The organism is Methanobrevibacter sp. UBA417, assembly GCF_002508845.1.
In the GTDB taxonomy this organism is placed as follows: domain Archaea; phylum Methanobacteriota; class Methanobacteria; order Methanobacteriales; family Methanobacteriaceae; genus Methanobrevibacter_A; species Methanobrevibacter_A acididurans.
Genome location: NZ_DAZC01000012.1, coordinates 40065 through 53081, shown reverse-complemented (window position 1 = coordinate 53081; position 13017 = coordinate 40065). Strand labels below are relative to the sequence as shown.

Genomic DNA, 13017 nt, shown 5'->3' with positions numbered 1-13017 from the left:
ATAAGAAAGCTTAAAAAAATTATAAGTCAAAATTTTTCAAAAAATAAAATCAACTAAGTTTTTGACAGAACCTGATATTATAATTGAGGATTATGAAAAATTTTAGTATTTTGGTATAAATTTATAAATAAAGGAAAAATCATAGATACTTATAATATAAAAAAAATTTTTTTTATATAATAATTATTTAATTAATAAAAATTTTAAGGATTAAAGTAAAAATGAATATGTTATGGTTCTGGATTCCAGTAGTATTAGCTATTAGTGATGAAATCCATGGAAGAATTGTGTGGAAAATAGGTAATGATTTCTACATAGTTCTTGGAGGAATAATTAAAAAAACACTTACTTCAGCAGTGCAAACCTGGTTAGTTCATGAAGTCTTAGAATCAATATTCCATTTTCTTGTACTTACTATTGTGTTCCAATCATTCCAAATTGGAATTTTAGGAGGATTAATACATTTAACCTTAGATATAGCTCATAGTGCAGTGCCTTTCCATATACCTCCACTTGCACATAGAGCATTACACTTTGTCATTGAAGCCTTATTCTTCATGGCAATATACGGATTATAAAAACCCTAATTTAAATGTGGGGTTTATTTACTTTTTTATTAGAAATTTTATGGAGAAAACAATAAAATGCCAGTAATAACATTTGAATATGATGATTTAAAAGAATTCGGAATCGATATTGAAAAAGATAAATTAATAAACATAATACCTATGATGGGAAGTGACATAGAAGATCATAATGATGATGAAATTAAAGTAGAATTCTTCCCAAACCGACCAGATAATTTAAGCGTTCCTGGAGTTGCAAGATCACTTAAAGGATTCTTAAACATTGAAACAGGCCTTCCTGAATATGAGGTTACAGCTTCTGATGAGAAGGTATATGTAAGTGAAGAAGTAAGTGAAATTCGACCATTTATAGCATTTGCTAAAATTGAAGGTGTGAATTTTAAGGGTAATAGATTAAAACAAGTAATGGACTTTCAAGAAAACCTTCACTGGGTAATAGGCCGGGATCGTAAAAAAGTAGCAATTGGTATTCATAATGCAGATGTAATTAATTCTCCATATAATTATATTGCAACAGAAAAAAATGAACACAAATTCATACCACTTGAAGAAAACTGTGCAATGAGTCCTGCGGAAATACTTGAAAATATTGAAAAAGGAAGTAAATATGCTCATTTAATTGATAAATTCAGTAAGTATCCTTTAATCCTTGATAAGGATGATCAAATTTTAAGTATGCCTCCAATAATTAATGGTGAATTAACTAAGTTAACTGAAGATACTTGTAATATTCTTGTTGATGTGACAGGTACAGATGAGAAAGCTGTAAATCAAAGTTTAAACATTATTTGCAGTAGTTTTGCAGAAGAAGGAGGGGAAGTTAAAAGTGTTGAAGTAATCTATAAAGATAAAACAATCACTACTCCTGATTTAAGTCCAAAAACTAAGGAAGTTCATATTTCAACTGCAAATGATTTAATAGGAATAAACATCACCATTGATGAGGCTGAAAAATTATTAGCACAAGCTAGAATGGATTCAGAGAAAATTGATGAAGATACTTTACTTGTAAAAATACCTTCTTATCGTACTGATATTCTTCATGAATATGATATAGTGGAAAATATTGCAATACAATACCGTATAAATGAGGTGAAACCTGCATTACCTGAACTTTCAACTGTAGCATATGAACATGATTGGTTTAAATCTGATAAAACTTTAAGAGAAATAATGATTGGACTTGGATATCAAGAAATAATGAGTTTAATGTTAACAAGTGAAACCAGTCACTATGAAAAGATGAATCGTAGTGAGGATAGTCATGTGGAAGTTTCTAAACCTATTACTATTGATGGAACTATGATTAGAAAAAGTTTAATTAATACTTTAATGGAATTTTTAGAAGATAATAAACATCAAGATTTACCTCAAAAAATATTTGAAATAGGGGACATCTTATACTTAGATGAATCAGAACCATTAAAAGTTAGACCAAGTAAAAAACTTTCAGCTTTAAGTTGCCATACAAGTGCTAATTTTACAGAAGCTAAATCCCTAACTTTAAGTGTGCTTGGTAATCTTGGATATAAGGTAGAAATTGGTGAATCAGAGGATCCAAGTTTCATTCCTGGAAGAGTAGCTAGTGTTAAAGGTACTAGTAATAATGGTGAAATCAAAGGAGTGTTTGGTGAATTATCTCCTGAGGTTATTACTAATTTTGAACTTGAATACCCAGTTGTGGGATTTGAAATAGAATTCCTCTAAAAACTTTTTTTACTTTACTTTTTTAATTCTTTTTTTAAATATTTAACTGTAAATGGACAGACTATTATACATTTACCACAATAGTAATGGTCTATGCCAGTTTTAAGGATAGATAATTCTAAAGCTTTATCCCCACACTTCTTTTGATTGTATAATTCATTCCGGTCTACTCCTTCATGCCAATCCACTCCAGTACAAGCATCCCCTGGACATGCTTTTACACAAGCATCACATTCCCCACAATATGATTGTTTTACTGGTTTTCCAAAATCTAATGGTGCATCAGTATAAATACTTGCTATACGTACAGCTGAACCATAATGCGGATTAACAAGTAAGGCACATTTACCTATCCAACCTAAACCTGCACGAGTTGCAGCAGTTTTATAAGGAATTTTACTTCTCTTATCATCCTCAACTACTGTTCGAGGTTTAGTTTGACCATAAGCATTATACCCCTCTTTTTTCAGGAAATCCTCACCAGCCAATAAGATATCATCAAGGATATCATTGATTTCTAATAATTTATCTATATAAATTTTAGTTGGATATTCTTGTATAGTGTTTATAATTTCTGCTGGAAACTTAATTAGGATACTTACAGCATTTGGCATAGTGTCCGGTACATTTTCTAAGCCTTTAAGATTTGCAAACCCTACCTCAGTTGCACCTTTTGATACTAATAATTCTTTTAAATCTGTTGATAAACTCATAAATTTATTTACTCCTCATAATCTTTTTTTTAATAATTATTTTTCTACATATCTTTGAGTATTAGGACATACAGAAATACATTTACTGCAAACTTTAACATTTGGATTATGGAATTCATTTTCTGCAAGTTCCCCTAAAACATTTAAACATTTTTTATATTCAAATAAATCATTACGTTCCAATTTAGGATTCCATGTTAAACCTGTTATTGCATCAGCTGGACAATTATCTTGACATATTCTACACATACCACATAAAGAAGTAGTTATTGGTTTATTAAAATCTAAGGGTGCATTAGTTAAGATTGTTATTAATCTTACTGCTGAACCATATTTAGGTGTTATGAATAGTGCTGATTTACCAATCCAACCAAGACCAGATCGTGTAGCAACCGTTTTAAATGGAATTAAAGTTGTTTTATTATCAGGTACGGATACTCTTTCTTTAGTTAAAGCATAAGCTTTATAACCCTTATTTTTTAAGAATTCTTCACCTTTAAGTGCTAATTCATCTAATATTGGATATGAATTATCATATTCTTTTAAATATTCTTTTTTACCTTTAACATCTATTGATTTAATTGCTTCTTTAGATAATTTAATAAGTATTGATATTCCATTAGGCATGTCACTTGGCACATTTTCTATTTCTTTAAGGTTTGCAAATCCTACCTCTGTTGCACCTTTAGATATTAGTAATTCTTTTAAATTTGTTGATAAACTCATAAAACTTGTATGCCTCCATTTTAATTTTTATTTATTTTATATAGTTTTGTGTTTTTGGACAAACATACACACATTGGCTGCATAACTCAAAACCCTCATCTTGTGATTGTTTTTTACTTAATTTTTTTAAATGTTTTAAACATTTTTTATGATTAAATAAAGTATCAGGATTTGTATTAGTATTCCATAATATTCCATTTATTGCACCGGGTTTACAGGAATCACGGCATTCTGTACACATTCCACATAAACTTGCTTTAACTGGTTTAGCGTAAGTTAATGGTGCATTTGTTAGGATTGTTATTAATTTAATTGCTGGACCATAATCCTGGTTTATTAGTAGACAGGATTTTCCAATCCACCCTAAACCTGCACGTGTTGCAACCTCTTCAAAGGATATTTGACTTGTATTATCCTCAGTTATAAGTAATTTATCACTTGTTAAGGCTTCTGCTTTATAACCTTTAGATTTTAAATATTCTTCACCTTTAAGTGCTATTTTATCTAATTTCTCATCTAAACCTTTATATTCTTCCTGGCATAATGTGTTGTTTTTAGTGTTAATTGATTTAATTGCATCTTTAGATAATTTAACAAATATAGAAACACCAGAAATGTATCCTTGTGGTGTATTTTTTAATCCTTTAAGGTTTGCAAATCCAACACCTGTTGCACCTTCACTTTTTAATAAACTTTCTAAATCCTTTGATAATGACATGACATTCATAATCCTTTTAAAAGTAGTTTTATATTATTTAAAAAAAAATAGTTAATGAAATAATAAAAAATAATTAATTTTATTTTTTTATATTTCATTATATAATTGTGCGAATTTTTCACCGACAAATGCACAACATGGATCACAAATAGTTTTATCTTCACCATTATGAGTTAATTTTCCACATTGAAGTGTAGTGAATTCGTCTTGGAAGAATTTAAGTAATTGTTTACTTAATGCAACATTAATTTTTTGATCATCTGGATATATTAATCCTAATGCCATTATTGCACCAGTTAATGCTCCACAGGTACCTTCATCAAAGGTTCCTCCGATTCCACCAGAAAATCCTTTTCCTAAACTTAATAATTCTTCTTCACTTAATTTACAGTCAACTGTTGTGCATATTCCAGTTAAAACTGATTGTGAACAACTTTTACCATTATCTCAGTAGTTTTGTATTTTATCAGTTAATTGTTTTGAATCTATTTTACCCATACTTAATCACCATATCACATATTATAATTGATTGATTATATTTTATGTTCTTTTTATTAATTAAAAATTTGCAAAAATTTTTAGTTTATTATGGTTAAGATTATTTCACGATTAATTCTTGGTCCATCTAATTCTATAAAGAAGATTGATTGCCAAGTTCCAAGTAAGAGTTTATTATCTTTAAATGGTATTGTTTGTGAGGATGATAAAAATAAGCTTTGTAGGTGTGAACGGGCATTATTATCTATACTGTTATGGTTGTAATCCTTATTTTCTGGTATTAAATTGTTTAGTGTGTTTTTAAAATCTTTTAATAAGCCTTTTTCGTTTTCATTAACAATTATTGCAGATGTAGTGTGTTTTGTATAAATATTTATTAAACCATCACTAGTTTTTAGTTTTTTTAAGTATTCATTTACAGGTTTTGTTATGTCAATGATTTCAAATTGTTTTTTAGTGTTTATTTTAATAGTTTCCATTATTGTCATAATAATGTTTTATTATTTTTTATAGGTTTTAAAAATTACTCTTATTAAAATGGTTTTTAGGGTTAATATTTTATTATGTTTAAATTAAAGTTAAGCCTAATAATTAAACAAGTTAATGTGTAAAACTAGTGTTTTAAGAAAGAGTATATTGTTTATTTAGAAAGAGCCTATAGAAGTTATTATTTTAAATAAGTTAAGATAGATGAATATAAATAAAAAAATAGAAAAAGAGAAAAAAGTATAGGAAATAAGATTTTTTTATAATGCTTTTCCTATTTCAAATGCTTCTTTCATTTTATCCTCAGATTCTTTTATAGAACCTGGTTCTTGAATTCCACCAGCATCTAAAGTGTTTACTACATCCCAACCAGTATGACCGAATGGTGATGCTTTAGTAGCTTCAATATAAGCATCATATATTCCACTTGGTGCTCCATGAGTGAATACAAATACTGCTTTTCCATTGAATTCTTTTTGTGGGTTTCTACTTACACTATAAAATCTGTCAGTTATGAGTTTTCCTTGAGCTGACATTTGACCATAGTAAATTGGTGTTGTGAAAATTAATACATCAGTATCTAACAATTCATCAATGATTTTTGCCCCATCATCCTCGACTTTACAGTCTATACCGTCACCACAGTGACCACATGCATGACATGGTTCAACATCTAATTCATCAATATAATATTTAGTGACTTCTGCACCGTTTTCTTCTGTTCCTTTAATTATTTCATCTACAAGAACATCCCCGTTTCCACCTTTACGTGGACTTGCAATTATTGCTGTTACTTTCATAACTATTAATACCTCCAAAAATACTTTTAAATGTTTTCTTTTTATAATCCGAAGGATTTTTTAAGTAAATCTGCGTTTACATATCCTTCTTTATATAATTTTCCAGTAGTTAAATCGTTCATAACTACTTCTGCAGGTGCGAACATTCCTTTATCTATTTTATAGAAATCAAATCCTGCTTCTTTAAATACATCGAAAAATGGTTTTCCATATCCATCTGCTGCAGATGATGGTAATTGTGCTGCAACTGAAGCTATATCATCACCTTCTTCGGATTCAACATAGTAATATGTTCTTCCACCGAAGAGTACTGCATCATTAGTTTTCCCCATAGCTTTTAATCCATCTGGGTCAACTGGAGCGATAGGTGCGATTCCTGCTGCGTGTTTGATTTTTTTAACATCAAAGTTGATGAATTCCATCATTTTATATGTACCGTTTTCAACTACTCTTCCTGCAATTTGAATAGATCCAACAAGACTACTAGTTGGTGCAACAAGTAAGTATACATTAGAAGCATCCACATTACATTCTTTAGCTATAACATCAGCTACATCTTCACCAGGTAATACATCAGATTCTAATGCAAGAATAGCTATATCTGCATCGTCTTTGTAATCTATTGCTTCATAGGTTTCTCCAGGTTTTAATGCTAATGCTCTTGCAGGTCCGGATCCTAATGCGAAGAAGTCACCAACACTTACACTCCATCCAGCTTTTTGAGATCCAAGAGTTGAAATTGATGGGAAATCTGTTTTTATTTTAACACTAGGAAGAGCGAATTTTTCAGATAAATCTCCAGGGATGCTTATTCCAACATCAGCTAATCCTCCAAGACATACCTTAGTATATAATTCTCCAGCTTTAAAACTTCCATCAACATTAACTCCACAATCAAGAACAGTTGCCCCATTTGAGAGTTTGGATATTTGTATGTTTATTTCATCAGCTTTTTCAATCATTACATCTACAGTTTTTTTAGCTTCTAAGTTTACACTTACCATTTTTTCTAAACCTCATATCATATTATTCATTTATTTAATTTTTTGTATTTATTTTATATTAATTTTTTAATTTATATATAAATTATTATTATTATTTTATTTTGGTGGATTTTTTATTTTAACCTTCTCTGCTGAAGGTAAATCATTTTCATAAATATGAGCACTTATGGAATGGATTGTTACAGAACCCATTTTCACATCTCCACCTAATTCTTCAGAAACATAATGTGCAAGGTAAGATAATCCTACAGCATTCGGGAACCATGCACCATAAATATCATGACTTCTCCATAAACCAGTAGTGTATAAAATATTATCACGTAATTTGAAATCTACAAGAATCATACAAGGTACTTCTTCACGTTTAGTATCCTGGGTTGGATCCCATGTAACACTTATAGCACGACGAGACTCATTACAATTTTTTAACCTGTCAATTGCCACACGTATTTGATCTATACCTTCAAAGTGTGCTCTTAAACGATTACCATAAGTATAGACGAAACCTGGATTTTCACTACTTGTGAATTGTTCACTATATGTTCTAAGTTTATCCCCTTCCCAGAAATAATTATCAGGTATTCGTATTTTCTCAATTCTAGCTAGTTTATCACCAAAACCGAAAAAGTCCCCACCTAATTGGAAAGGATCATTAATTGTTGTTACAACATTTAAAATTTCCTTGGTTAATGAACCACGTTCATCATTAACAAAATGTCCATCTTTAACTATTTGGGTGACTATTTGCTCCCATCCATCTGCTATTTGCTCAGCATCAAACTTATAAGACATATTAATCCCATTAAACTCCCATTATTATTATTATTATTTTGTGGATAATTCATTATTTAATTTAATCATTAATTTTAATTTATTTTTCGCAGTTTCCAATTTCATTTTCTTTAAACCACAATCCGGGTCCAATAAAATGTTCTCCTCACCCATCACTTCAATACCTGTCCGGATAATTTCACGAACCCTACTTTCTTCATCTAAGTCTTTAGATGCAGAATCCAAGCACCCTAATCCTAACTTTTTACCTTTTAAAAGCTTCTTATACTCAGTTAAAAGTTTAAGATTATCATTATTTCCTGCAAACTCAAAATCCAATATATCAACAGGAAAACTTGTTAACTGTTTAAAAACTCCTTTAAGATTACCACAAGCATGCATAGCTACTGGAATATTAACTTCATCAACGATTATACTAATAGCTTCCTTAGCCACTTTCAAATCAACCATTCCAGTAGAAAGGAAAGGTTCATCAATTTGAATATACTTACAACCAGCACCCTCTAAAGCAGAGGCTTCCTTACTTATTGCATGCGCGTAATCAAGGATAGCATGACCTTTATCCTTATAAAAGGATTCAATACGTGAACTATGAACAATAGTAGAAGGACCAGTAATTATACCTTTAACCCCTTTACGTTCAGCCTCTGCACTTGATAAATTAGAGTTTTTAATTAACTCATCAAGTTTATGCTCGGCAATCCTCACATCACCTACAGTGATATTATGATTAGAAGGTAGGATTTTACCTGTAATTACAGAAGAATTATGCGCATAGGTGAAACCTGGAATATGCTTTACAAAAATTCCAATCATATCATCCCTGACTTGGCCTTCAGTAACAATATCTAAACCTAAATTAAATTGTAACTCAACAACCTCTTCAATAAGACGTTTATACGGATCATAAGCACCAAAAATGTTTAAAAACTTATCCTTACCAGACTCAGGGCTTTTAACTTCTAATGGAAAACTTCCAACAACAGTAGTAATCATGAAAAAAATATACTCCCCATTAAAAATTTATTTTTTATCAATACTTAAAGAACGAATCTTCCGGATATCATCATCAGAAACAGGTAACTCAATAGCACCAGTACCATTACAAGGTTTAGTGTAAGTTAAAAGAACAGTACCCTCATCAGGATTCAAACCAATAGGAATCGGAGGCACCCCAATAATACGAACACCTAAAACCTTCTCACCAGGCTTCACATGAATAACTTCCTTAGAATTCTTAGTAATAACATCCCGAGCCAACTTAAAAGTAGATTGAGCTAAAAGAATTTTATAATCATCAGACTGCTGCAAATATGTTTCCAAACAAAAAGACAAGCCTAATCATCCCCTTCAAAATAATCCTTAAAAGCCTTATCAACCTGAACACGCAAAGGAGTAGGATTATGATAAGCACGAGCACTAACAATACCCGCATCAGTATTCTCCCGAACCTCACTAGTGAAATTATCTAATTCACCTTGATCACGTTGGAAAATAATAGCCAAAGAATCAATATTTAACAACTGATAATAAGTAACAAAATAAGAAACCGCAGCATCCTTATGAATAATACCAACAAGCAAATCAAAAGAACCCTCTTCCAAATGATCAATTTCAGAATCAATATTCACCAAATCCTGAAGATAATATCTTTCAGGATCAGAAACCTTCAACAACTTAGAAGCAGCAGGATTACTAGAAACAGTAACATCAAAACCAGCCTTTCTAAGCTTATCCAAAACATACAAAGTAATAGGGGTCTGAGCAGGAGCCTCAGGACAACCAATCAAAATCAACGCTTTTTTCATAATAAATTAATACCTCACAAAAAAATAATTATATTAATTTATGATATCTGATTAATAAAATAAAAAGGTTTTTAAAAAATAAAAAATTTTTGCCAAAAACTTAGTTAATAATTTTAGTTTCTATTCCAATATGATCTGATTATTTATTATGTTGTATATGGTACAAGTAGGCAAGATGCGAAGTTTCTATTCCAATATGGTCTGATTATTTATAAAATTAGTATCTATATAATATTTACATATAAGGAGTGTTTCTATTCCAATATGGTCTGATTATCTATATAAAGAATTATTAAATATGTTAAGTGAATTATTAGGGTTTCTATTCCAATATGGTCTGATTATCTATAATGCAAACCACAGTTGGGGAGGCTCTATGATGGACTTTCTATTCCAATATGGTCTGATTATCTATACAGATACACAGAACCAAAGACAGCCGTAGGTGAGTTTCTATTCCAATATGGTCTGATTATCTATATAGAGGATAGTGTAAGAGCATGGGATATGGCATCCAGGTTTCTATTCCAATATGGTCTGATTATCTATTGTGCACATGAAAGCAACGCAGTATCACCTGATTAGTTTCTATTCCAATATGGTCTGATTATCTATCCTTATAATTAGTGATAGGTTCTTCTACTGTTTTCGTTTCTATTCCAATATGGTCTGATTATCTATATTTAATGCATTCACAGAATTTGTAACGGTAGTGATGTTTCTATTCCAATATGGTCTGATTATCTATTGGAGTAAATTCATAACTAGCAACACCACTTGAATTAGTTTCTATTCCAATATGGTCTGATTATCTATACATTAGCAAGTGTCGATGGAGAATTAAATGATACAGTTTCTATTCCAATATGGTCTGATTATCTATATAATTTACAACCTGCTAGTATAGATTTACGGTTAAAGTTTCTATTCCAATATGGTCTGATTATCTATGTTCAGGATCTTCAATATCTAAGAAAAGTTTTAGTGTTTCTATTCCAATATGGTCTGATTATCTATCCAAATAGCCCCACCATAAGTTGAAGCATTATTACCGTTTCTATTCCAATATGGTCTGATTATCTATTAATAACCCAGTATTGATTTTCATATTTAACAATCTCGTTTCTATTCCAATATGGTCTGATTATCTATGTTAATAAGGATAAAATTATTATTAGTGTTCAAGGATGTTTCTATTCCAATATGGTCTGATTATCTATATTAGTTTGTGTTATGATAATTATCGGATACAAAAATGTTTCTATTCCAATATGGTCTGATTATCTATCTTCTTCGGTATGTTCTTCTATAGGCATTTGAGCTAGTTTCTATTCCAATATGGTCTGATTATCTATCAAATACATTAAAACCTGATGGAGCTGGTCCAGCATGGTTTCTATTCCAATATGGTCTGATTATCTATAATTGGGGTATCTTCCATGTGTTCTTATGTAAACATTTCTGTTTCTATTCCAATATGGTCTGATTATCTATATTCATCCTTATATACCCAATCAGCTGAATGAGTCAGTTTCTATTCCAATATGGTCTGATTATCTATTAAAAGGGGTAAAAGTAATTCTATTATGGTATCTCGGTTTCTATTCCAATATGGTCTGATTATCTATATAATTGTGTACTTAATGCTATTCAAGAAGAAAATGCGTTTCTATTCCAATATGGTCTGATTATCTATATATAAACTTTTTGATAATACAATAGGGTGGTATTTGTTTCTATTCCAATATGGTCTGATTATCTATTTATCTTGTTTAATTTCATATAATAGTTCTATTTGTGTTTCTATTCCAATATGGTCTGATTATCTATACAACCAGATAGATTAAACTTAACCTGTCTAGAGTTTCTATTCCAATATGGTCTGATTATCTATTATAGGTTTTTAACCTACATTTTAAGAGTGATTACAGTTTCTATTCCAATATGGTCTGATTATCTATAATTAAAAAATTTTAAGAGGTTAAAAATGATGGATAAGTTTCTATTCCAATATGGTCTGATTATCTATCTTAGCTAAAAAGTGTCGTGAACACCAAAAATTAGCTGGGTTTCTATTCCAATATGGTCTGATTATCTATTATCTACCATTCTATTTTTTCATTAATCACTTAATAGTGTTTCTATTCCAATATGGTCTGATTATCTATAAGCAACAAAATCTTACCATAACTTCACTGATATAAAGTTTCTATTCCAATATGGTCTGATTATCTATGGTAAACTTGCTACATCAACAACTGAACCCTTAATTGTTTCTATTCCAATATGGTCTGATTATCTATACGAGGCTTTCCCTGTAAAGTTAAGTAAATATTTGCGTTTCTATTCCAATATGGTCTGATTATCTATAAGGATCAACTAAAACAATTTGGGACAGAAATAATTTTGTTTCTATTCCAATATGGTCTGATTATCTATAGTAACGTTCCTTCTCCTCATTAATCCGTGTAATATTGTTTCTATTCCAATATGGTCTGATTATCTATCCTCTTAATAGAATTTTTAATGGGGCATAAGATACCGTTTCTATTCCAATATGGTCTGATTATCTATTTATAATACTGGGACAACTCCTAGTAATGTTAATTTGTTTCTATTCCAATATGGTCTGATTATCTATTTAGATGATTGGACAACACCTGATAATGAATATTATTGGTTTCTATTCCAATATGGTCTGATTATCTATTTACCATTGGGTGTTTTTGTCCGTTTTTCTTATAAGTGTTTCTATTCCAATATGGTCTGATTATCTATTAAAGAACAAAATGTTGGTGATAGTATGAGTTTAAGGTTTCTATTCCAATATGGTCTGATTATCTATTAGATTACTCCTCCATCTTCATCATTACTGAATCCATGTTTCTATTCCAATATGGTCTGATTATCTATAGCATCAAGTTCAAGTAGTAGTAGTGGGGGTAGTGTGTTTCTATTCCAATATGGTCTGATTATCTATCCAGAAGGAAAAGTAACCACCATTACAGGTTCGTTTCTATTCCAATATGGTCTGATTATCTATGGTTCACCAATGGTGAAAACTGTTAATATATTAGATGGGTTTCTATTCCAATATGGTCTGATTATCTATAAACATTATCAGCATCACAAGTATGAACGAAACAAGTTTCTATTCCAATATGGTCTGATTATCTAT

12 protein-coding genes, 1 pseudogene and 1 CRISPR repeat array are annotated in these 13017 nt (G+C 30.2%); of the genes and pseudogenes, 2 read left to right on the top strand and 11 right to left on the bottom strand.

Annotated elements, in window-relative coordinates; all coding sequences use genetic code 11:
• Positions 1–221 precede the first annotated feature (221 nt).
• Both BP769_RS01825 and pheT read left to right on the top strand, forming a co-directional pair.
• The gene (locus BP769_RS01825; protein ID WP_413824245.1) at positions 222–578 is read left to right on the top strand and encodes a hypothetical protein; all 357 of its coding nucleotides are present in this window, start codon (positions 222–224) and stop codon (positions 576–578) included.
• 66 nt (positions 579–644) lie between these two features.
• Positions 645–2294, top strand: coding sequence for a phenylalanine--tRNA ligase subunit beta (gene pheT, locus BP769_RS01820; RefSeq protein ID WP_413824247.1), 1650 nt, complete (start codon positions 645–647; stop codon positions 2292–2294).
• Positions 2295–2308: 14 nt separating this feature from the next.
• On the opposite strand, the gene BP769_RS01815 is transcribed toward pheT, so the two are convergent.
• The 11 genes and pseudogenes from BP769_RS01815 to BP769_RS01765 all read right to left on the bottom strand — a co-directional run bounded on the left by BP769_RS01815 (position 2309) and on the right by BP769_RS01765 (position 9839).
• A complete protein-coding gene (locus BP769_RS01815; RefSeq protein ID WP_413827576.1) occupies positions 2309–3007 on the bottom strand; it encodes a 4Fe-4S double cluster binding domain-containing protein in 699 nt (232 codons plus the stop codon).
• Between the two features lie 36 nt (positions 3008–3043).
• Entirely contained in the window at positions 3044–3733 is a 690-nt protein-coding gene (locus BP769_RS01810) for a 4Fe-4S double cluster binding domain-containing protein (protein WP_413827573.1), read from the bottom strand.
• Between the two features lie 31 nt (positions 3734–3764).
• The gene (locus tag BP769_RS01805) at positions 3765–4451 is read right to left on the bottom strand and encodes a hypothetical protein (protein WP_413827570.1); all 687 of its coding nucleotides are present in this window, start codon (positions 4449–4451) and stop codon (positions 3765–3767) included.
• 87 nt (positions 4452–4538) lie between these two features.
• Positions 4539–4874, bottom strand: a pseudogene (locus BP769_RS01800) (C-GCAxxG-C-C family protein); the annotation flags it as partial.
• A gap of 155 nt (positions 4875–5029) precedes the next feature.
• Positions 5030–5437, bottom strand: coding sequence for a secondary thiamine-phosphate synthase enzyme YjbQ (locus tag BP769_RS01795; protein WP_413827568.1), 408 nt, complete (start codon positions 5435–5437; stop codon positions 5030–5032).
• Between the two features lie 258 nt (positions 5438–5695).
• Positions 5696–6235 carry a flavodoxin family protein gene (locus tag BP769_RS01790; RefSeq protein ID WP_413861938.1) on the bottom strand — a complete coding sequence of 180 codons (540 nt, stop codon included), beginning with the start codon at positions 6233–6235 and terminating at the stop codon, positions 5696–5698.
• Positions 6236–6276: 41 nt separating this feature from the next.
• On the bottom strand, positions 6277–7239 hold the full coding sequence (mch, locus tag BP769_RS01785) for a methenyltetrahydromethanopterin cyclohydrolase (RefSeq protein ID WP_413824266.1): 963 nt from the start codon (positions 7237–7239) through the stop codon (positions 6277–6279).
• 96 nt (positions 7240–7335) lie between these two features.
• The gene (locus BP769_RS01780; protein WP_409197814.1) at positions 7336–8031 is read right to left on the bottom strand and encodes a thymidylate synthase; all 696 of its coding nucleotides are present in this window, start codon (positions 8029–8031) and stop codon (positions 7336–7338) included.
• Positions 8032–8064: 33 nt separating this feature from the next.
• Positions 8065–9027, bottom strand: coding sequence for a methionine synthase (locus BP769_RS01775; RefSeq protein WP_413861936.1), 963 nt, complete (start codon positions 9025–9027; stop codon positions 8065–8067).
• 27 nt (positions 9028–9054) lie between these two features.
• On the bottom strand, positions 9055–9366 hold the full coding sequence (locus BP769_RS01770) for a DUF1894 domain-containing protein (RefSeq protein ID WP_409197816.1): 312 nt from the start codon (positions 9364–9366) through the stop codon (positions 9055–9057).
• Positions 9367–9368: 2 nt separating this feature from the next.
• On the bottom strand, positions 9369–9839 hold the full coding sequence (locus BP769_RS01765; RefSeq protein ID WP_413824272.1) for a DUF1890 family protein: 471 nt from the start codon (positions 9837–9839) through the stop codon (positions 9369–9371).
• A gap of 116 nt (positions 9840–9955) precedes the next feature.
• A CRISPR array of direct repeats spans positions 9956–13017; the repeat unit is 31 nt; unit sequence GTTTCTATTCCAATATGGTCTGATTATCTAT.